17 protein-coding genes are annotated in these 19,774 nt (G+C 73.8%); 6 read left to right on the top strand and 11 right to left on the bottom strand.

Annotated features, from left to right (window positions below):
- Positions 1-51: 51 nt before the first annotated feature.
- Entirely contained in the window at positions 52-1,389 is a 1,338-nt protein-coding gene (locus ACGFH8_RS15205) for an MFS transporter (RefSeq protein WP_393367383.1), read from the bottom strand.
- Positions 1,390-1,582: 193 nt separating this feature from the next.
- On the opposite strand from ACGFH8_RS15205, the gene ACGFH8_RS15200 reads away from it, so the two are divergent.
- Complete coding sequence (locus tag ACGFH8_RS15200; protein ID WP_357245912.1) at positions 1,583-1,768, top strand: hypothetical protein; 186 nt, start codon at positions 1,583-1,585, stop codon at positions 1,766-1,768.
- A gap of 15 nt (positions 1,769-1,783) precedes the next feature.
- Here the strand turns inward: ACGFH8_RS15200 and corA are convergent, their stop codons facing one another.
- Positions 1,784-2,917, bottom strand: coding sequence for a magnesium/cobalt transporter CorA (gene corA, locus ACGFH8_RS15195; protein WP_393367382.1), 1,134 nt, complete (start codon positions 2,915-2,917; stop codon positions 1,784-1,786).
- A gap of 166 nt (positions 2,918-3,083) precedes the next feature.
- Here corA and ACGFH8_RS15190 point away from each other — a divergent pair, with 166 nt between their 5' ends.
- Together ACGFH8_RS15190 and ACGFH8_RS15185 are read left to right on the top strand one after the other, a co-directional pair.
- Complete coding sequence (locus ACGFH8_RS15190) at positions 3,084-5,042, top strand: amino acid transporter (RefSeq protein WP_393367381.1); 1,959 nt, start codon at positions 3,084-3,086, stop codon at positions 5,040-5,042.
- A gap of 34 nt (positions 5,043-5,076) precedes the next feature.
- Positions 5,077-5,475 (top strand): hypothetical protein, encoded by a 399-nt coding sequence (locus ACGFH8_RS15185; RefSeq protein ID WP_393367380.1) that lies wholly within the window; start codon positions 5,077-5,079, stop codon positions 5,473-5,475.
- On the opposite strand, the gene ACGFH8_RS15180 is transcribed toward ACGFH8_RS15185, so the two are convergent.
- The 4 genes from ACGFH8_RS15180 to ACGFH8_RS15165 form a co-directional block, all read right to left on the bottom strand.
- Positions 5,476-7,110, bottom strand: coding sequence for a Na+/H+ antiporter (locus ACGFH8_RS15180; RefSeq protein ID WP_393367379.1), 1,635 nt, complete (start codon positions 7,108-7,110; stop codon positions 5,476-5,478).
- 162 nt (positions 7,111-7,272) lie between these two features.
- Complete coding sequence (locus ACGFH8_RS15175; protein ID WP_393367378.1) at positions 7,273-7,557, bottom strand: DUF3303 domain-containing protein; 285 nt, start codon at positions 7,555-7,557, stop codon at positions 7,273-7,275.
- 29 nt (positions 7,558-7,586) lie between these two features.
- Positions 7,587-10,985: a BTAD domain-containing putative transcriptional regulator gene (locus ACGFH8_RS15170; protein ID WP_393367377.1), complete on the bottom strand. Its 3,399-nt coding sequence runs from the start codon at positions 10,983-10,985 to the stop codon at positions 7,587-7,589.
- A 54-nt stretch (positions 10,986-11,039) separates the two neighbouring features.
- Positions 11,040-11,264, bottom strand: coding sequence for a hypothetical protein (locus tag ACGFH8_RS15165; RefSeq protein WP_393367376.1), 225 nt, complete (start codon positions 11,262-11,264; stop codon positions 11,040-11,042).
- 395 nt (positions 11,265-11,659) lie between these two features.
- Here ACGFH8_RS15165 and ACGFH8_RS15160 point away from each other — a divergent pair, with 395 nt between their 5' ends.
- Positions 11,660-12,094, top strand: a complete 435-nt coding sequence (locus ACGFH8_RS15160; protein WP_393367375.1) for a hypothetical protein — start codon at positions 11,660-11,662, stop codon at positions 12,092-12,094.
- The gene (locus ACGFH8_RS15155; RefSeq protein WP_393367374.1) at positions 12,091-12,486 is read left to right on the top strand and encodes a hypothetical protein; all 396 of its coding nucleotides are present in this window, start codon (positions 12,091-12,093) and stop codon (positions 12,484-12,486) included. Before ACGFH8_RS15160 ends, ACGFH8_RS15155 begins: the two co-directional genes overlap by 4 nt.
- Positions 12,487-12,489: 3 nt before the next feature.
- On the opposite strand, the gene ACGFH8_RS15150 is transcribed toward ACGFH8_RS15155, so the two are convergent.
- Together ACGFH8_RS15150 and ACGFH8_RS15145 are read right to left on the bottom strand one after the other, a co-directional pair.
- Complete coding sequence (locus tag ACGFH8_RS15150; RefSeq protein ID WP_393367373.1) at positions 12,490-14,661, bottom strand: hypothetical protein; 2,172 nt, start codon at positions 14,659-14,661, stop codon at positions 12,490-12,492.
- An 8-nt stretch (positions 14,662-14,669) separates the two neighbouring features.
- Complete coding sequence (locus tag ACGFH8_RS15145; protein ID WP_393367372.1) at positions 14,670-15,593, bottom strand: SDR family NAD(P)-dependent oxidoreductase; 924 nt, start codon at positions 15,591-15,593, stop codon at positions 14,670-14,672.
- A 132-nt stretch (positions 15,594-15,725) separates the two neighbouring features.
- Here ACGFH8_RS15145 and ACGFH8_RS15140 point away from each other — a divergent pair, with 132 nt between their 5' ends.
- The gene (locus tag ACGFH8_RS15140; RefSeq protein WP_393367371.1) at positions 15,726-16,574 is read left to right on the top strand and encodes a helix-turn-helix domain-containing protein; all 849 of its coding nucleotides are present in this window, start codon (positions 15,726-15,728) and stop codon (positions 16,572-16,574) included.
- Positions 16,575-16,591: 17 nt separating this feature from the next.
- On the opposite strand, the gene ACGFH8_RS15135 is transcribed toward ACGFH8_RS15140, so the two are convergent.
- From ACGFH8_RS15135 to ACGFH8_RS15125, 3 genes are read right to left on the bottom strand one after another with little or no spacing between them, the layout of a single operon-like run.
- Entirely contained in the window at positions 16,592-17,359 is a 768-nt protein-coding gene (locus ACGFH8_RS15135; RefSeq protein WP_393367370.1) for a TetR/AcrR family transcriptional regulator, read from the bottom strand.
- A 56-nt stretch (positions 17,360-17,415) separates the two neighbouring features.
- Complete coding sequence (locus ACGFH8_RS15130) at positions 17,416-19,050, bottom strand: MFS transporter (RefSeq protein ID WP_393367369.1); 1,635 nt, start codon at positions 19,048-19,050, stop codon at positions 17,416-17,418.
- Complete coding sequence (locus tag ACGFH8_RS15125) at positions 19,044-19,739, bottom strand: SDR family NAD(P)-dependent oxidoreductase (RefSeq protein ID WP_393367368.1); 696 nt, start codon at positions 19,737-19,739, stop codon at positions 19,044-19,046. Before ACGFH8_RS15125 ends, ACGFH8_RS15130 begins: the two co-directional genes overlap by 7 nt.
- Positions 19,740-19,774: the final 35 nt, after the last annotated feature.

The raw sequence follows: 19,774 nt of genomic DNA, 5'->3' as shown, positions 1-19,774 counted from the left end.
CCACCGCCGGCCCCGCGCCGACCGGACCGTCGTCCGACGTGGACGGGGTGGTCACCTGTCGCGCCGTCGTCGTGCGGAGACCGTCGCCGCCACCGCGGCGGCGAACGGTACCGACGCGCCCGCCACCAGCAGCAGGCGGGGACCCAGCGGGGCGAGCGCCCCGGCCAGTCCGATGCCGAGCGAGCCGGCGGCCCCCCGTAGCGCGGCCGTCGACACGAACACCTGCGCCCGCACGGCCTCCGGCGCGTACGCCGACCGCGCCGCCAGGGTGGCCACGAACAGCGGCGCCGTCGCCGCCCCGGCCAGGGCGAACACGACGACCGCCACCGGAAAGCCGGGTACGGCGGCGCAGAGCGCGAGCCCCACCGAGCTGAGCGCCGCCCACCGCAGGGCGAGTCGCTCCGGTTCGCCGACCAGCGGTAACGCGGTGACCAGGAGCGCGGCGGCCAGGTTGCCACAGCCGTACGCGGCGGCCAGCAGCGCGCCGGAGACCGCCTCCCGACCGAGGTCCGCCGCCAGCATGACGGCGAGCACCGGCACCGTCCCGCCGGTGAGCGCGGCGAGGGTGGTGACGCCGGTGACCCGGCGCAGTGGCCCGGGTCCGAGCAGCGCCCGGATCGCGCCACGAGCGGCAGGCCCGCTGCGCTCCGGCTTGCGCGGTCCGGGCACGCGCGCAGGCTCCCCCGACCCCGACCCCGGCACGCGCGCCGGCTTGCGCGGTCCGGGCACCCGCGCCGGGTCCCCCGATCCCGGCACGCGCGCCGGCTCCCGCGGTCCGGGCGCCCGCGCCGGCAGGGTGGCCACCAGGGCCGCCGCCAGCAGGGTGGCGGCACCCAACCCGACCAGGGACATGCGAGGTCCGGCCAGGACGGCGAGGGCGGCCACCGCGCCCGGTCCGGCACTGCCACCCACCCCGTACGTCACCGCGTCCCAGCCCTGACCGCGACGTTGCACCCGTTCGTCGGGGTCGAGCAGTCCGGCGAGCCGACTGCTCAGACCCCCGGTCAACAGCGGTCCGCAGGTCCCCGCGACGATCAGCAACACCGCGGGCACACCAACCGGTACCCGACCGAGCAGCAGCCCGGCCGCCGCGACCGCCGCGGCGTACGTGGCGAAGCCGGCCGCCAACCGGCCCCGGCCGTCCGGCGCGCGGTCCAGCCAGCGGGCCAGCAGCGGCCCGAGCAGGTGCGGCGCGGTCAGACAGGTGGCCAGCAGGCCGCCGAGCAGCGCCGGACGGGCCGCCCCCACCGCCGGCAGGGTGGCCAGCAGCACCACCCCCACCGCCGCGCCGGCGTCCGCGCCTCGGGCCAGCGTCGCGGCGGCGAGGTAGACGGGCAACGCTCGGCGGACGGGGACGGCGGGCGAGACCATCTCGGCGGCTCGGGTCACCCGGTCTCGCTACCCAGTCGTCAGGTCCGTCCAACGTCGATGCGTAATGTCCGGTTTGGCAGGGCGCAGTCGGAAACCCGTAAAGAAGCGGTGCGAATATGGCCGAACGTGGGAAGGTTCGAGTGGCTGTCGTACCGGTGGAGCGTGGACGTCGCGCCGCCGACGAGGGCTTCGACGAGGAGAGGCGGGGCCCATGCAGGCTCAGCGCAGACCAGCACGTGCGGAGCGGAGCCAGGCCCGGGACGACCGGACCGGCGGCGGCATGACCGGGGCGGCGACGCCACTGACGATCTGGGCCGCCGCCGTCCTGTTGGGCCGAATCGCCGCCGGCGACGACGACGTCGAGGACGAACGGCACATCCTGCGCGGCATCGAGTGATCCCGACCGCGCGGTTCACAGCCAGCCGCGCCGCTTGAAGATCACATAGAGGGTGCCGCAGACCAGCAGCATCAGCAGCAGCGCGAACAGGTAGCCGAAGCGCCAGTTCAACTCCGGCATGTGGACGAAGTTCATCCCGTACACGGTGCCGATGAGTGTGGGAGCGAACAGGATCGCCGCCCAGGACGAGACCTTCTTCAGCTCCTCGTTCTGCGCGTAGCTGGCCGCGGTGAGGCTGCGCATCTCCTCGTTCTGCTGCTGCGAGACGAGGGTCGCGTTGACGGTGAGGATGTTCTGCAACAGGTGCCGGAAACCGTCCACCCGCTCCACCACCTGGGTCAGGTGGTCGGTCACGTCCCGCAGGTAGCGGCGCAGCTCCTCGTCCGTGCCGGCGCTGCCGGCCCCGTCGGCGAGCGCGTCGAGCACGGCGAGCAGGGGGCGGGCGGCCCGCTGGAACTGGATGACCTCGCGGCTGAGGCCGTAGATGCGCCGGCTGGCGTTCGGGTCGCCGCCGAACACCTGGGTCTCGATCTCGTCGATGTCGTTCTCCAGCCCGGCCACCACCGGCGCGTACCCGTCGACGACCTGGTCGAGGATCGCGTACAGGACCGCCTCCGGGCCCCGGGCGAGCATCGGCGCGTCGGTCTCCATCCGCCGCCGCACCGCGGCCAGGTCCGGGACCTCTCCGTGCCGGACGGTGATCACGAAGCCCGGCCCGATGAACAGGTGCAGCTCGGAGAACTCGACCTCCTCGCGCAGGTCGTCGTAGCGGGCGGCGCGCAGCACCACGAACAGGGTGTGCCCGTACCGCTCCAGCTTGGGTCGCTGGTGGGCGTTTATCGCGTCCTCGACCGCCAGGTCGTGCAGCCGGAACTCCCGGGCCAGTGACGTGATCTGTTCGATGTCGGGTCGGTACAACCCGATCCAGGCCATCGCGGCGTCCTGCTCCTGCAGGCAGCGGTACGTCTCGGCGAGCCCGGACGGCGAGGCGAAGCGGTGCCCTCGGACGTAGACGGCGCTGTCCACCAGACCGCCGGTGGGCTGGTCGGGCGGCACCGTCGTCGGCGGCGGCACGCCAACCGGGGTCTCGTACTCGTCCAGTTGGCGACCGAAGCCACCACCAGGGCGGAAGCGACGGCCACCGACCATGCCTGTCCCCTCCCCGGCGCCGTCCGGCCCGGTGCGCTCCCGCACACCCGGGGGCGCTGCATCCCCCGTGTCCTCCGCCCGAAACCCCGGCCCGCGTCGGGTGGGTTCCGGGCACCAGGGGACGGGCGCGGCCCAACGGGCGGATACTCACGGTGACCATGGGCGGATGACGGGGGACGCGCCGATGGAGGTCGACAGGCGCGGCGGCCGGCTGCGGGGGTGGTTGCTCGACGCCGGCTCGGACCAGGCCGTGCGGCATCCGGGGCCACACGGACGCCCCCCGGAGCACCGGCAGCATCCGTGGTGGAAGGTGATGTGCCTGACCGGCGTCGACTACTTCTCCACGCTGGGCTACCAACCGGGCATCGCGGCGCTGGCCGCCGGGGCGCTGTCGCCGGTGGCGACCCTGGTGCTGGTGCTGGTGACGCTGCTGGGCGCGCTGCCGGTCTACCGGCGGGTGGCGGTGGAGAGCCCGCACGGTGAGGGTTCCATCGCGATGTTGGTACGCCTGCTCAGCTACTGGCCGGGCAAGTTACTGGTGCTGGTGCTGCTCGGCTTCGCGGCCACCGACTTCATCATCACCATCACCCTGTCGGCCGCCGACGCGACCGCGCACATCGACGAGAACCCGTTCTGGCCGGACGGGTTCAGGGGACACGAGGTGCTTGTCACCCTGGTGCTCGTGTCGCTGCTGGGCGCGGTGTTCCTCAAGGGATTCACCGAGGCCATCGGCATCGCCGTCGTGCTGGTGGCGGTCTACCTGGCGCTGAACGCGGTGGTGGTGGTCGACGCGCTGTGGCGGGTGGTGACGCACCCGAGCGCGGTCGAGGACTGGACCACGACGCTGACCACCGCGCACGGCGATCCCTGGCTGGTGGTCGGGCTGTCCCTGCTGGTCTTCCCGAAGCTGGCGTTGGGCCTGTCCGGCTTCGAGACCGGGGTGGCCGTGATGCCGAGCGTACGGGGCGACCCGCGGGACTCCGAGGCTCGACCGCTGGGCCGCATCCGCGGCGCGCGCCGACTGCTCACCACGGCCGCGGTGATCATGAGCGTCTTCCTGATCACCAGCAGCGTGACGACCACCATCCTGATCCCGGCGGAGGACTTCCGGCCGGGCGGGCCGGCGAACGGCCGGGCGCTCGCCTACCTGGCGCACCAGCACCTCGGGGAGGTGTTCGGCACCGTCTACGACCTGTCCACCATCGGGATCCTCTGGTTCGCGGGGGCGTCGGCGATGGCCGGCCTGCTCAACCTCGTCCCCCGCTACCTGCCCCGCTACGGCATGGCACCGGCCTGGGCGCGGGCCGTCCGACCGCTGGTGCTGGTCTTCACCGCGGTGGCCTTCCTGATCACTGTCGTCTTCGACGCCAGCGTGGACGCGCAGGGCGGCGCGTACGCCACGGGTGTGCTGGTGTTGATCACCTCGGCGGCGACGGCGGTGACGTTGGCGGCGGCCCGGCGGCGGCAGCGCGGTCGCACCGTCGCGTTCGGCGTCATCGCGGTGGTCTTCGTCTACACCACCCTGGCGAACGTGGTGGAACGCCCCGACGGCGTCAAGATCGCGGCCTGTTTCATCGGCGGGATCATCGTGGTGTCGGTGCTGTCCCGGGTGTCTCGTGCCTACGAGCTGCGGGTGGACCGGATCGAGCTGGATCCGGTCGCCACCCGGATGATCGACGAGCGTGCCGGACGGCGAATCCGGCTCGTCGCCCACGAGCCAGACCGGCACGACGAGGCCGAGTACCGCGCCAAGTTGGCACAGACGATGGCGGACAACGACTTCCCCGACGACAGCGACGTGATCTTCGTCGAGGTGCACGTCACCGACCCGTCGGACTTCGAGACCGAGTTGCTGGTACGCGGCGTCCTGGCCGACGACCGCTTCGCGGTGCTCAGCCTGACCAGTTCCTCGGTGCCCAACGCGCTCGCCGTCCTGCTGCTGGAGATCCGCGACCGGACGGGGCGGCGACCGCACATCTACTTCGAGTGGAGCGAGGGTGGCCCGGCCCGCAACTTCCTGCGCTACCTGGCGTTCGGGCAGGGCGCGATCGCCTCGGTGACCCGGGAGATCCTGCGCCGCCAGGAGCCCGACCCGTGTCGCCGGCCGCACGTGCACGCTGGTTGACCGGCGGCTTGACATGATCGGCTAGCTTGCCCGGATGAGCTACGACATGGTCGTCCAGCGGTTCGAGCAGGGCGATGCGGCACCGATGGCGGGTGCGGCGTTCCTGGCCGTCTTCGCGCCTCGCGTCGACAGTCGAGAACCCGAGGACAACTACTGGCACGTCAGCGCCGACGACGGCGGCACGGCGGACGTCTACGCCGCCCCTGCCGGCGGCACGCTCGGCAGCCTCATGATCAGCCATTTCTCGCCCGGCGCCATTCTCGACCTGCTCGTCGAGTACCTCGGGCTCGCTGATGCCGTCGTGCTTCCGCCCGGCTGCCCCACCCTGCTCGCGCACGAAGGGCAGCGGCGCCACCTTCCCGACGTGCTTCGCGCCGACGCCCTGGTCGTGAAGGCGGGTGCGGACATCGAGCGCGTCCTGCGGAGCTGCTAATTAGTCGTTGGGCTCGCGCCCCAGCAACCGGATCTCCTCGTTGTCCAGCGCGGCCTGAAGCTCCTGTAGCACCAGGTCGTCGATCTCCCGGTTGTCGCGCAGCCGGGTGACCTCCCGCCGCTTGTGGGCGAGGACCCCGAGGCGCAGTCGACGTTCCACGCGACGTTCCTCGGCGGTGCTCCCCCCGGTCTCGTTGACGTCCGCCAGGTGCCGTTGGTACTCGGCCTGCAACCGGCGCACCGACTCCTCCCGGGCACCCACCTCGGCGGCGACCTGCGGCAGGGCGGCCAGGCCCGCCTCGGTGGCGCGTCGCCGGGCGTGCCTGGTCTCGTGGACGCGTCCGGGATCGCCGACCAGTCCCGCCCAGCGCACCACAAGCGGCAGGGTGGTGCCCTGGAGCAGCATGATCAGCACGATCACCAGCGCGGTGACGAAGATGATCAGATCGCGTTCGACCACCGGCCGGCCGGCGACCGTCATCGTCGGGACGGCAAGCGCGGCGGCGAGCGACACCGCGCCCCGGAAACCGGACCAGCCGCCGACCACCCCCACCCGCCAGCCGGGGGAATCCTGGGCGTCGTCCACCATCCGGCGACGCCGCAGCCGCGCCGACAGCGCGGTGAGGTAGATGAAGACCAGCCGGGTGGCCACGACGACAAGGGTCACCACCAGCACGATCACCAGAGCCCGCTCGGGCGAGGTGCTGGTGATGCCCCGCACCGCCCTGGGTATCTGCGTACCGAGCAGGACGAACAGCCCACCGTTGATCAGGAACGTGGTCAGGTCCCAGAACGCGTACGCCAGCACCCGGGACCGGGCGCGGATGACCCGCGGGCCGGCGTAGGCCAGCACCAGCCCGGCGACCACCACCGCCAGCACCCCGCTGGCGTGCACCGAGTCGGCGAGCAGGAAGGCGCCGAACGGTGTCAGCACGCTCAGCGCGCCCTCGCGCAGTGGATCGTCGAGCCGCTTGCGGATCAGCACCACGGCGGCCCCCACCAGCAGGCCGGCGACCACGCCGCCGACGCTGGCGCCGACGAACTCCTCGCTGATGCCCAGCACGCCCGGCTTGGCGCTCTGGCTGAGCAGACCCACGGCCACCGCGAAGGCCACCAGGGCGGTCCCGTCGTTGATCAGGCTTTCCGCGTGCAGGGTGGTGAGGAGCTTCCGGGGCAGCCGCTTGGCCAGGCCGGTGACCGCGGCGGCGTCGGTCGGCGCGAGGACCGCGCCGAGCACCCAGGCGGCGGCGGGATTCACGCCGAACGCCTGCGCGGTGAACGACACCGTGACCATGGTGAGCACCACCAGCACCACGGCGAGCAGCCCGATCACCGGCAGGTTGGCCCGGATCTCCCGCAGGCTGATGGTGAGGCTCTCCCGGTAGAGGATCGCCGGCAGGAAGATCAGCAGCACCAGGTCCGGTTCCAGGGTCACCTCGGACAGCGGCGGCGTGAGCCCGAGCAGCACCCCGAACGCGATGAGCAGGACCGGCGGGGCGACCCGGTACCGACCGCCGAGGGTGGTGCCGATCAGGACGGTGCCGCCCAGCACCACGATCAGGACGAGCACCTCCACGCGTACCCCCTCGATCGTCGGCGCGACGGTGCGCGCGCCGGTGGTTACATCTGACCGCACCCCGGTTGCCGGTTCGGCACGTTCGGGCAAGTCGCCAGGGCCCGAGCGCCGGCGTGCCGTGCGGCACGTGGACGGGTACCCGGGGGAAGCGTGCGGCCGGGGAAGGAGAGCTTCGGAATCCAGCCGGGGTTGCCGGTCCGTTCGATGGGGTTTCCAGACGAGTCAGTCGCCGTCGAGATAGGGCGCCACGACCTCCCGGGTATCGGCGCTGTGCACCACCGGAACGATCTCGAACGTGACGCCCGCGCCGCGCCACCCGAGCACCCACTGCTGGAGCAGTCGCAGGTCGTCGCATCGCATGAGCTGGAAGCAGCGGCCGAAGGTCGGCTCGACCCAGCTGTCCACGTATTCCAGTCCGTCCGGGAGCTGACGGCCGCGGTCGCGGACCGCCCGGTATACCGGCACCATGTCGTTGTCGCGGAACCGCTCGATCACCATGAAGAGCATCGGGCATGGTAACCGCCTCGCCGCGGCGCTCAGGTGGGGCCGGCGGCACGGACGCGCGCGGTGAGCGCGTGGGCGGTACGGCGGTGCGCGGCGGCTTCCTCGTCGCGGCCCAGAGCGGTGGCCAGCTCGGCGAGGTGCCCGGCCACCGGGCCGGCGGTGACCATTCCGCTGCCGGCGGCCAGCTCGGCGGCGGCCGGCCGGAGCGCGGCGGCGACGCGTTCCATGGTGGGCCGGTCGCCGATGGCGAGCGCCGCCCGAGCGGTGAGGCACAGCCGCACCTCCCGCAGCAGGTCGTGCGGCCCGTCCGGGAGGGCCCGCAGCGCCGCCCGGGTGGCGACCCGGTCGCCGGCGGCGGCGAGCAGCAGCGGCCGGACCCAGGGCTCGTGCGGACCCCAGTCCAACCTCGCCCAGTCCTCGTCGTCCGGCCCGGGAATCGGGCGCTGACGCCCGGGGTCGGGCCCGGCTTCGCTGACGGCGTCGGCCAGTCGCAGGCCGAGCAGGGCGAGTGGCAGCAACCCCCGGGCCAGGCCCGGCATCGCGTCGGCGGGCAGGCGTTCGGCGGCGGCCCGGTACGCGGTCGCCGCAGCGTCCCGGTCGCCGCCCACGGCCAGGCGCAGCGCTGCGTACCAGCCGGTGAAAACCCCGACCAGCGGCAGCTCGTAGCGCTGCGCGAGGCGGTCGGCGGCGCGGGCGTGCGCGTCCGCGCCGGCCCGGTCGGCACGCGCGCAGCAGGACTGGACCAGGACGAGGTGACCCAGCACCTCGAAGGTCACCAACTGCTGCGGGGTGGCCAGGTCGACGAGCTCCGCGCCGATCCGGGCCCGCTCGTCGGCCAGCCCGACACGGTGGAAGGCGTGCATGAAACGCGCGTTCAGTGCGAATGCCAACAGCCCGGGATCCCCGACGGTCCGGGCGATCCGCTCGGCCTCGGCCGCGGCCCGGCGGCCACGGTCGCCGGTGGCGCCCCGCAACTCCAGCGCGAGCGTGCTCAGCAGCCGGCTGCGGTGCGCCGAGCCGGTCGGGCCGAGGCCGGTCAGGGCGTGCTCGGCGGCACGCACGATCCGCTCGGAGAGCGCGTCGTCGTCATTGCGGGTCCAGATGGCGGGCACGTCGAAACCGGCGAGTACCTCCGCGGTCAGCCGGGGGTCGCCGACCGCCTCGGCGTCGGTGATCGCCGCGGCGCGATGCCGCCGCGCCTCAGCCAACCGACCCGTCACCGCCAGCCCGCGCCCGAGGCCCAGCACCGCGCCGAGCCGCTCGCGCCGCTCGTCCCGCCCGGCCCGGTCGTACGCGTCGATGACCTGCGCCCACAGCCGGGCCGCCTCGTGCGGGTTGCCGTCGCGTTCGGCCTGTTCGGCGGCGGTTCGGGCGTAGCCGGCGGCGCGGTGGGCGGCCTCCTGCCCGCCGGCGTGCAGCAGGTGGTGGGCGAGCGCGGCGGGGTCGACGGGCTGCTGCCGTCGCATCGCCTCGGCCACGGCCGCGTGCCAGGCCGCGCGACGCGACGCGGACAGGTCGGCGTAGAGCGTGTCGCGGACCAGGATGTGGGTGAACCGCAGCCGCCCGTCGGACTCCTGCTCGGTCAGGAACCCGGCCTGCAACCCACGGTCCACGGCGTCCAGCACTGCCGCCGGGTCGTCCGCGAGCGCGCCGAGCACCGCGGGGTCGAGGTCCCGGCCGAGCACCGCCGCCTGCCGCAGCACGGTACGGGTCGGCGCGGGTAGCTGGGCGAGGCGGTGCCGGATCACGTCGCGCACCCCCGGTGGCACCGCCGCCAGCGCCGCCTGACCCGCGCTAGCGGACAACTGGGCCAGCTCCCGGACGAAGAACGGGTTGCCGCCGCTGCGGTGGTGGATCAGCCGGACGGTCGACGCATCCAGCTCCGACCCGGCGACGGCACGGGCCAACGCGCCGGTCGCCTCGCCGGACAGTCCGCCGAGGTACTCCCGCACCGGTTCGAGTCCGGCCGCGCGGGCCAGCGCGGCGGTCAGCTCCGGGCTGATCTCGGTGGCCCGGTAGGTGCCGAGGACCAGCATCGGGCCGGTGGCCGGCTGCGGGCCGGCGAGCAGGCCGGTGAGCAGGTCCAACGTGTCCCCGTCGGCGCGGTGCAGGTCGTCCAGGACCACCAGCAGGGGTCCCCGGGCGGCGACGGCGGAGACCAGCGCCGCCACCGCGCGGTGCCGACGGAACCGGGCCACGGCGGGATCACTCGGGCCATCGGTCACCGCCGGCTCGGCCAGCGCGCCGCCCACCGGCCCGGCCGGCTCGCCGTCCACCGGCCCGGCCGGCTCGCCGCCCACCAGCCCGCCGCTCACCGATCCGGCCGGCTCGGTGAGCGCGTCGGTGATCTGCGTCCACGGCCAGGCGGCCGGGGCGCCGTCGTACTCGGGGCTGCGACCCCATGCCGTGGTCCAGCCCTCGGCGACGAGCTGTCGGCTCAGCTCCTCGGCCAGGGCGGACTTGCCGGCGCCCGGGTCCCCGCTGAGCAGGGCGAGCGTTGGCCGACCCGCCCGGGTGGCGGCCTCGGCGGCGTGCCGCAGCCGCGCCAACTCCGCGTCCCGCCCGACGAACGGTCGCCCCGGCGGCGAATCCGACCCGCCACCGCGAACGGCACCGGCCGCGACGGCCACCGCGGGGGTGGGGGTGAGGTGTGCCGCCTGGGCCAGGATGTCGGCCTCCAGCCGGCGCAGCTCGGGCCCCGGGTCCACCCCCAGCGCGGACACCACGGCGTCGCGGGCTTCGCGCAGCGCGGCCAGCGCCTCGCCCTGCCGGCCGGCGCGGTAGCGGGCCAACGCGAGCAGCCGCCAGGCGTCCTCCCGCAGCGGATGGCCGGCGAGGTGGGCGGGCAGGTCGGCGGCGGCCTCGTCCGGCCGACCCAGCGCGAGCAGGGCCTCGGCCCGCCGTTCGACGGCGAGCAACCGCAGTTCGTCCAGCCGGTTGGTCTCCGCGACGGCCCAGACGGCGCCCACGCAGTCCGCGTACGCGGGTCCGCGCCAGAGCCCGAGCGCCGCGTCCAGCGCGGTCAGGGCCGGCGCGGGCAGGTCGGCGGCCAGCAGTCGTCCCGCCTCGCCGACGGCCGCCTCGAAGCGTGCCGCGTCCACCGCGTCCGGGGCGGTCCGCAGCGCGTACCCCGAGGGTTCGGTGAGCAGGAGGCGGGGTGGCTGCCGGGGGGGCCGGTCGGGCTCCAGCGCCCGGCGCAGGTCGGCGACGAAGGTCCGGATCGCGCCCACCGCGCCGTCGGACGGGACCTCCCACAGGTCGTCGACGAGGCGGTCCACCGGCACCACCCGGCCGTGGGCGATCAACAACCGGGCCAGCACCAGGCGCTGCCGGTGCCCCCGCAGCGGGACCGGGCCGCTCTCGGTGGCGGCGGTCACCGGCCCGAGTACGCCGAACGTCACCCGCGCCGGTGACGTCGACTGCCTGGTCATGACACCAATCTAGGCGGCCGTGCCGGCGGGCACTGATGCGGCGCTGACCGGGCTCTAGCCGGCCGAGCCGCCGGCCGGGTCTTCCGCGCCGTCCACCACGGAGCGAACGCAGGCCAACCAGTCGTCCCACGCGGCGGGGTCCGTTGGTCCGCCGTCTGCCTCGATGTGGATGTCTCCCAGAAGCGTGAACAGGTCGTCCCCGGCCCGGTTCGCGAACTGCCACACGAAGCGGGACATCGCCACGAATGCCTCGCGCTCGTCCATCGAATAGCGGCTCATCGGACCTCTTCCCGCGGGCGGAACCCGCTCTGCGGCTGTGATCGTCATCGTGCCGAGTGGGGCACAGGTGTGGCCACCGATAATGATCGTGGTGGAGCAGGGACGACGGTAATACCTCCGAAACGTGAGCGGGCCGCCGGACGCTCCCGTGCCGGAAGACCACCGAAGGTGGCCCTGACCTGCGGAAATGCGACTCTGCGCGGGTGGACGCGAACCGGTCGGCGGTGATACACAGGCAGATACCGGCAGCCAACGGCGGCGAGTCGCCCATCGACCGTCCAGCTGCACCGCCGCCCTCGGGCTTCGCCGCACGGACCGCCCCGCGGTCGCGACCCACCCCACGGCACAGGCCCGGTGTCGGTCTGGCGAGCACGGTCCTCGACCAAGGAGTCGCCGTGGGGCATCTGCGCAACCGCGCCAAGCACCAACCGTTCGAGGTGGCCGCGTTGATCACGACACCCGTCTGTGGTGTCCTGCTGCTCGCGCTCGACGTCCGGCCACCGTCGGTCCAACTGTCCATGCCGGAACCCATCCAGCTCGGTTGGGAGGTCGCCCTGATCGCCGTCGGCGTGGGCGGGCTGCTGGGCATCCGGTGGCCCGGTCGGCTCTCCACGGGCCTCGGCATCGAGTTCGCGTCCGTGCTGATGCTCGGCACCATCACCGGCATGTACGCGGTGGCGGGTCAGCAGGGCATCGTCGCCGCGTCGTTGATCAGCGCGGTGGTGCTGGGGTCCTTCTGGCGGATCGCCCAGATCGCGTCCGACCTCCGCTGCCTGGCCCACGGGCACCGGTGCACGACTCACCGACGGGTCGTGGGAGGTGTCACGTGATCTCGGTATCGACACCCGAGGCACCGCACTGGGTCCAGGTGTTGCTCAGCCTCCTCGGCGTCCTCGGCGGCACGACCGGCCTGGCCGCCATCGCCACGGTCGTGTCGCAGCGGGGCAAGTTCAAGGCCGACGCCGCCGACACGCTCACCGAGGCCGCCCTGACGCTCGTGCAACCCCTGCAGACGCGGATCACCGAGTTGGAGAGCGAGGCGGTGAGCGCCCGGTCGGAGTTGGGGCTGCTGCGCGAGCAGGTCAACCAGTTGCAGTACGTGGTCCGGGTGCTGACCCGCACGCTGGACAGGTGGCGTACGGCAGTGCACGCCCCCGACGCCACCCTGCGCAAGATCCGCACGGTGGTCGCGGAGTCCGAGCGACTGTCCGAGGACCGGTGAGGCTCATTCCTCGTCCGACCGGCGCAACCGGCCGGCGAGTTCCCGCAGGGCCGCCCGGAACTCGGGCGCGGACTCGTCCGGGTGGTGCCCGCGCAGCGGTGGCGGTCGACGCTCCCCCGGTGCGGGCAGCAGGTCCCGGGGGTCGCGCAGCCTCCGGTCGACACGCCCGGCCGGGTCGGCGGCGTCCGGCGGCGGATCCCCGGGCCGGTGCGCGGCGAAGATCCAACCGCCGACCGGGTCCGTGTCGCGCCAGAGGTTGAGCCACCGCCAGCCGACCCGCTCCCCCACCTCGCGCAACACGGTCTCGTTCAGGTACGCCGGAAAGAGCCGGGCGTAGAGGCGGTCCAGCGGGGAGCCGTAGGTGAGCAGCGCGACCCGTCGGCGTGTTCGCGGCGGCAGCCGCAGCACCGCGAGGGCCAGCAACGCCGAGCCGTGGCTGTGCCCGCACAGCACCACCCCGGCGTGCCGCTCGGCCAGTTGGGTGATCCGGTCGGCCAGCTCCGGCACCGCGCGGTCGGCGTAACTCGGGGGCGCGAACGGGTGGGCGGCCCGGGGCCAGAAGGTGCCCAGGTCCCACAGGATCCCGACGTGCCGGCGGAACCATGCCGTCCGGTAGGCGAACACACCACCCGACAACAGGACGAGGACCACTGCGGCGATGACGTAGGTGCCCACGGTGAGCGCCATCCCGACGAACCCGGTCGGCAGCCCGAAGACCTGCCACGCCACCTCGTCCGGTTCGCGCCCGAACTGCCCGAGCAGACCCGCGGCCAGCCCGACCACGGCGAGCACCGCGTACCCGGTGGCCAGAGGGCCCAGCCACTCGGTGAACCGCGCCCGGGCCACGGCCCCGGTGACCTCCCGCAGCCGTCCGGTCGCCTCCGGCGGCGGCGTGGGGAAGTCGCGGGCGGTGATGTCCGCCGCCGCATGCCACCGGCGACGCCGGGACAGGACGGTCAACGCGGTGCACACCAGCGCCGCCGCGACCAGGTGCAGGAACACCGCCAGGATCGTCCAGCGGTACGGCAGCGGCGGCTCGTCGTCGGCGCGATAGCCGCCGAGCAGCACCCCCGTCTGATAGACGAGGTCGGCGGAGAACGCGCCGGACAGACCGACCGCGATGGCCGCGATGACCGTCGCACCCAGTCCCCGCGGCAGGGCAGACCGGCGCCGGACGTGACCGTGCCGCCACAGCACCAGCCCGCAGAGCAGCACGAGCAGCACCATCTGGCCGAGCAGCGCCGCGCCCGTGATCGCGCCGTAGCCGGGGAGCGTGGCCGAGGATGCCCAGCCCCGCTCGTCGCCCGCGACGGCGACGAGGGTCGCCACGGTCAGCCCGGCCGCGACCACTCCCGCCGCGCGGGCGGCCCAGGTGGACATCCGTGCGGTCGCCGCCCGGTCGATAAGCCCCGGCACGGCGAGCAGACCGACGCAGGCCAGCAGGACCGCCGCGCTGAGCGTCAGCAGCAGCGTCGTCGCGGGCGTCGCGCCGCCGCCGCGGCGGGCCACGAGCAACAGCAGATCGAGTACGGCGAACGCGGCCGCGACGTGGATCGCCCGCAGCCGCCCCACCAGCGGCTCCACCGCCCACAGCGGGTTGCCGGACGGGCGGGACCTGCGGGTTCCGAGCAGCCGCAGGAGCGCGACCGCGGCGATCGGCAGCAGCGCCAGCACCGCCAGCCGCTGCCCGACGTGTCGGTCGTCGAGCCCGGCCAGCGTGTCGAACGGCGCCCGGCAGTCCGCCGCGCCGAGACAGCGCCAGGCGAGCAGGTCGAGGCCGACCCCGGCGATGGACACCACGTAGACCACTGTGAGGTTCAGCGCGAGGAGCCGGCACAGGACGGTGACCCCGGCGGCGGCGCGGCCGGCGGGCCGCATCCACACCGCCAGGTTGCTGAGCATGAACGGCAGCAGGAAGACCAGGGAGAGCGTCCGCGCCACGGTGCCCGAGGGCAGGTCACCCCAGCGGTACGCCTCCAGCGTCAGGCCGTCCGCGTCGGTGCCGTCGGGCCCGGCGCGGCGGTGGAAGCCCCCGCTGTCGTCGCCCGCGACCTGCCGCACCCTCGCCTCACGCAGCACGACCGAGGGTCGCGCCCCGGACACGCCGTGCACCCGCAACTCCACCACGTCGTCGCGTCGCGGTTGGTCGCCGTGCCTCGGTGGTCTCTGCGGCATCGGGCCGGCTACCCGGCCGCCACCAGCTCCGCCGCCACGTCCCAGAGCCGCCGCGCGTTGCCCGGATCGAGGGCGTACGCCGCCACGCCCGTGTAGTCGGCTGGCCGCTCGGTGACGACCGGGGCCTCGGCGCAGTCCTCGAAGTAGCGACCGCCGACGCCGTCGAGCAGCGGGGACGCGGCGAGCAGCACCGAGGTCGCGGCGCCCTGTTGCGGGGTCTTCTGGCGTTCCCTGGGCGTACGCAGCCCGCCGGTGTGCTTCTGCAGGCCGGTGGCGATCGCACCCGGGTTGAGCGCGTTGGCGTAGATGCCCTCGCCGGACCAGCGGCGGGTCGCCTCGACGGCGAGTAGGGCCTCGGCGCTCTTGGACTGCCCGTAGGCCAGCAGCGGGTCGTACGGCCGGAACGCGAAGTGCAGGTCGTCGAAGATCACCGGGGAGAAGAGGTTGCCACTGGAGCTGACCGACACCACCCGGGCGCCACCGGCGGCGGCGAGCGCGTCGTGCAGGCCGACGGTCAACGCGTAGTGCCCCATGAAGTTGGTGGCGAACTGCATCTCCCAGCCCTCGGCGGTGCGCTCCAGCTCGGGCAGCGCCATGATCCCGGCGTTGTTGACCAGGATGTGCAGCGGCTGGTCCCAACCGGCGACGAACCGGCGTACCGAATCCTGGTTGGCCAGGTCCAGCTCGCGGACGGTGACCCGGTCCGCGCCCAGGCCGGCCGCGATGTCCGCGGCGGCCTGCTCGCCGGCGCCGACCCGACGGACCGCGAGGACGACCTCGGCGCCGGCGGCGGCCAGCGAGCGGGCGGTCTCGACGCCGATGCCGGCGGCACCTCCGGTGATGAGGGCCCGTTTGCCGGTCAGGTCGACTCCGGCGAGGACCTCGTCGGCGGTCGAGGCGAACCCGAACGGGGTCGTGAGTCGCTCGCTCATCTCTGTCCCATCTCTCGTTGGTGCGTACGCCCCAAACTGTCACCCCGCCGGCCGGCGTTAGCCGGGTTCCTGGTTTTCCTGGTAGTGGCAGGACCAGGATGGGCGGCCGGTGGCCACTCCTAGGATGGGTTGGTGCGCACGGCCGGTCCGCTCGGTGAGTACCTGCGTGCCCGGCGCGAGCTGATCAGGCCGGGCGACGTCGGGCTGCCCGCGCACGGCCGTCGGCGGGTGCCCGGCCTGCGGCGCGAGGAGGTGGCGCTGGTGGCCGGCGTCAGCGCCGACTACTACCTGCGGCTGGAGCAGGGGCGTGACCGGCACCCGTCGACGCAGGTGCTCGACGCGCTGGCCCGGGCGTTACGGCTGGACGCGGCGGCCACGACGCACCTGCACCGGCTGGGCGAGCAGGCGTCCACCGGCCGCCCGGCGCGACGGCCCGAACGCGTGCCGGTGGGCATCCGACAGCTCGTCGGCTCGTGGACCCACACACCTGCCCTGGTGCACGGCCGGCACCTGGACGTCCTCTTCGCCAACCCGGTGGCGACCGCGCTGGCCCCGATCTACGCGGTCGGCGTGAACCTGCTGCGCGCGGTCTTCCTGGACCCGGTCGTGCCGTCGCTCTACCCCGCCTCGGCGGCGGTCGCGGCGAACGCGGTGGCCGGCCTGCGCGCGCAGGTGGGCGCCGAGGTCGACGACCCGCGGCTGACCGACCTGGTCGAGGAGTTGTCCGCCGGCAGTGAACGGTTCCGGCGGCTGTGGGCCCGGCACGACGTGGCCGCCCGCGCCGGTGGCGGGGTCCGGGCGTTCCGTCATCCGAGGGTGGGCGAGCTGGAGCTGCGCTACGAGAAGCTCACCATCGCCGGCACGACCCAGTCGCTCGTCGTCTACCACGCCGAGCCGGGCAGCCCGTCGGCGCGCGCGCTCGCCCGGCTGGCCCGGCACGCGGTGGGCACGTCGCCCGGTCCGGCCGGACACACGCCCTAACCGGCCGGACACACGCCCTAACCGGCGGTGGCCCGGTCGGCGACCACCACCGAGATCCCGTCGAGGACGCGTTGCAGGCCGAACTCGAAGGCGTAGTCCGGGTCGTAGGGGGCACCGTGCTGTTGGCCGGCCGCCGTGCCGACCCGCGCGGCGGTCGGGTAGGCACCGGCCGTCAGGAACGTCTCCAGCCAGGGCGCGTGCGACTGCCACCACTGCCCGTCGGTCATGCCGGTCTCGCGCTCCAGGTCGACCACCTCGCTGGCGGCACGGGCGGAACTCTTCACGTGCCCGAGGACGAGCGTGAGCACCGCGTCCATCTCGACGTCGGTGAGCCCGATGTCGGCGACCGCGCTCAGCTCGCGGTCGTACTTGGCCAGCAGGTGGGGGCCGAGCACCGGCCGGGTCGTCTCGGCCCGGAGCATCCACCGATGCCGCAGGTAGAGCGCGAGATTGTCGCGGGCGACCCGCTCCAGCCGGGCCCGCCAGTCCCCCTCGGCGGCGGGGTGCGGCATCTCGCCGTACGCGGTGTCGATCATGACGGCGACGAGTTCGGCCTTGCCCGGCACGTAGGTGTAGACCGACATGGTGCCGACGCCCAACGCCTCGCCGACCCGGCGCATGGTCAGCGCGTCGAGCCCCTCGGTGTCGGCGATGTCGATCGCGGCCCGGACGATCCGGTCGACGCTGAGCCCCGGGCCGGCGCTGCGGCTCGCCGGTTCCCGGGTGCGCCAGAGGATGGCCAGGCTGCGGGCCGGGTCCGCGGTCCCCCTGCGTTCACTCGCCATGATCCGGTCATCCTAACAACGCGGGCGTACGCCGTACGTCGCCCGCCGGCCCGACCTCACAGCTCCTCGCGGTCGTCGGACAACGTCGGGCCGGCGGCGGCGGGCACGAGGTGCCGCACCTCCGGTTCGTCGTCGGTCAACTCCCGGGCCCGTTCCTCGGCCGCGCGATCCTCGCCGGTCAACCGACCGCCGTGCTGACGCAGGTGTTCGTCCCAGGACGGCACCAGGTACACCTCGACGAACCGGTCCGTCGTCTCGGCCGGCCGGAACAGCCCCCACCGCATCGCGCCGGTCCGCTGCCGCGCGCCGCGCACCTGGTCCATCGCCGCGAGGAACGATCCGGCCCGCTCCGGCCGGACGGTGTACTGCACCGTCACCAGCACCGGCCCCACCCCCGGGTCCGGTTCCCGCGCCAGGTGCAGTTGCGGCCAGTAGGCCGCCGGCTCACGGTTGACCGACCGCAGGTCCGGCAACGGCCAGAGCCGGCTGGTCGCGGTGCCGACGAGCATCAGCGCCGCCGCCGCGAGATAGGCGACGACCAGCCCGGCCATGTCGGCCACCAGTCCCCAGACCAGAGCGCCGACCGCCTGCCCACCGGCGAAACACACCTGGTAGACGGCCAGGCCCCGGGCCCGTACCCAGCTGGGCAGGAAGAGCTGCATCTCGGCGTTGACGTTGGCCAGCACCGTCACCCAGGCCATCCCGGCGGGCAGCAGGGCGAGGAGCACCAGGGGTACCACCCGCACGGTGCCGACCACTGTCAGCGCGACGGTGAACAGCACGCCGGCGATCAGCAGGAGCTGGTTGGCCGACAGCCGGGTGCGGATCATCGCCAGCAGCACACCGCCGGTGATGGCACCCACGCCGAGAGCCGCCAGCAGCAGCCCGTACCCGCCGGAACCCAACCCCAGCCGCCGGGCGGCCACCAGCGGCAGCAACGCCCACAGCGCGCTGGCCGGGACCACGAAGACCAGCGCACGACGCAGGAGCCGGCGCACGGTCGGCGAGTGGCGTACGTACCGGCTGCCGGCGCGCAGGGCGGCGGTGAACCGCTCGGGCACCTCGACCGCGCGGGCGTTGCGGGGCCGCCAGCGCCACAGCGCGTACGCGAAGATCCCGAAGGCGACCGCGTTGATGCCGAAGACCGGGGCGACGCCGGTACGGGCGATCAGCACGCCGGCCACCGCGGGCCCGACGGCCCTCGCCACGTTCACGCTTATCGAACCGAGCGCGGACGCCGACCGGAGCTGATCCTGCGGCACCAGCTCCGGGATCACCGCCGCCCAGGCCGGCAGGGTCAACGCCTGCCCGACCCCGAACGCGAAGGTGAGGGTGAGCAGCAACGCCGGCGGCATCCGGTCGGTCAGGGTGAGCAGCGTCAACGCCACCGCCACGGCGACCAGGAACAGCTGCACGGCGATCAGCAGGTGCCGGCGGTCGAAGTTGTCGGCCAGCACCCCGGCGGGCAACGCCAGCAGCAGCACCGGCAGCAGGCTGGCGGTCTGGACCAGCGCGACGAGAGTGGAGGCGTTGGAGTGGTGGATCAGCAGCCACTGGGCGCCGACCGTCTGCATCCAGGTGCCGATGTTGGCGGCGAGCAGGGCCAACCACAGGTTGCGGTAGACCGCGGTCCGCAGCGGCGCCCAGGCCGACGCCGGACGGTCGTCGGGTCCGGCTCCGGCCGTCACCACCGCCCGTCCGCGCGCAGCACGCGCTCACCGGACACGTAGAGATCGTCGGGTTCGAGCAGCAGCAACCGGACGACCTCGGTGGCGACCTGTTCCGGCAGGGCGTACACCTCGTCCAGGAACTCGGCGCCCACCCGTTCCTGCAACCGCGTCGGCATCGGACCGGGGTGCAACTGCATCACCTTCACCCGGTTGCTGTGCTGCGCCTCGGCCAGCGAGTCGACGAGGCTGTTCCCGTAGCTCTTGGTGGCCCGGTAGACGGGGATGCCGGGCCGGGGGGCCGCCAGCGCCAGTGCGCCGATGTACACGACATTCCCGTGGCCCTGCCGGTGCAGGTGCCCCACCACCTCCCGCAGCAGGTACGTGAGGCCCAGAACGTTGATCTCCACGGCTCGGCGGATGTGCTCCACCGACAGGTCCCCCAGCTCGCCGCCCGCCCACATCGAGGCGCAGGCCGCCACCCCGTCGATCGTGCCGTAGCGCTCGACCACCTCGGCGAACCCGTCGCGGACCTGCTCGTAGGAGGAGATATCGCAGACCGCGCCGTCGCACCCCAGCTCGTCGGTCGCGGCGGCGACCTCGGCCGGCACGTTGCCGAACACCACGACCTGATGCTCGTCGACGAGCAGCCGGGCCACCGCGAGGCCGAGGCCACTGGTACCGCCGACAACCACGAAGGTTCTGGCACCCATGTCTCTCCAGCCGCTGCCCGGACAGGTCACGTACG

The organism is Micromonospora sp. NPDC049175, assembly GCF_043197345.1.
Lineage (GTDB): Bacteria > Actinomycetota > Actinomycetes > Mycobacteriales > Micromonosporaceae > Micromonospora.
This window is presented reverse-complemented; position numbering and strand designations above follow the sequence as displayed.

What these genes read in the sequence shown, in the direction of transcription:
- ACGFH8_RS15165 (WP_393367376.1), bottom strand. Translation starts at nt 11,264, where the DNA reads ATGAGCCGCTATTCGATGGACGAGCGCGAGGCATTCGTGGCGATGTCC.
- ACGFH8_RS15200 (WP_357245912.1), top strand. Translation starts at nt 1,583, where the DNA reads ATGCAGGCTCAGCGCAGACCAGCACGTGCGGAGCGGAGCCAGGCCCGG.
- ACGFH8_RS15170 (WP_393367377.1), bottom strand. Translation starts at nt 10,985, where the DNA reads ATGACCAGGCAGTCGACGTCACCGGCGCGGGTGACGTTCGGCGTACTC.
- ACGFH8_RS15185 (WP_393367380.1), top strand. Translation starts at nt 5,077, where the DNA reads ATGAGCTACGACATGGTCGTCCAGCGGTTCGAGCAGGGCGATGCGGCA.
- ACGFH8_RS15135 (WP_393367370.1), bottom strand. Translation starts at nt 17,359, where the DNA reads ATGGCGAGTGAACGCAGGGGGACCGCGGACCCGGCCCGCAGCCTGGCC.
- ACGFH8_RS15125 (WP_393367368.1), bottom strand. Translation starts at nt 19,739, where the DNA reads ATGGGTGCCAGAACCTTCGTGGTTGTCGGCGGTACCAGTGGCCTCGGC.
- ACGFH8_RS15190 (WP_393367381.1), top strand. Translation starts at nt 3,084, where the DNA reads ATGACGGGGGACGCGCCGATGGAGGTCGACAGGCGCGGCGGCCGGCTG.
- ACGFH8_RS15145 (WP_393367372.1), bottom strand. Translation starts at nt 15,593, where the DNA reads ATGAGCGAGCGACTCACGACCCCGTTCGGGTTCGCCTCGACCGCCGAC.
- ACGFH8_RS15150 (WP_393367373.1), bottom strand. Translation starts at nt 14,661, where the DNA reads ATGCCGCAGAGACCACCGAGGCACGGCGACCAACCGCGACGCGACGAC.
- corA (WP_393367382.1), bottom strand. Translation starts at nt 2,917, where the DNA reads ATGGTCGGTGGCCGTCGCTTCCGCCCTGGTGGTGGCTTCGGTCGCCAA.
- ACGFH8_RS15175 (WP_393367378.1), bottom strand. Translation starts at nt 7,557, where the DNA reads ATGCTCTTCATGGTGATCGAGCGGTTCCGCGACAACGACATGGTGCCG.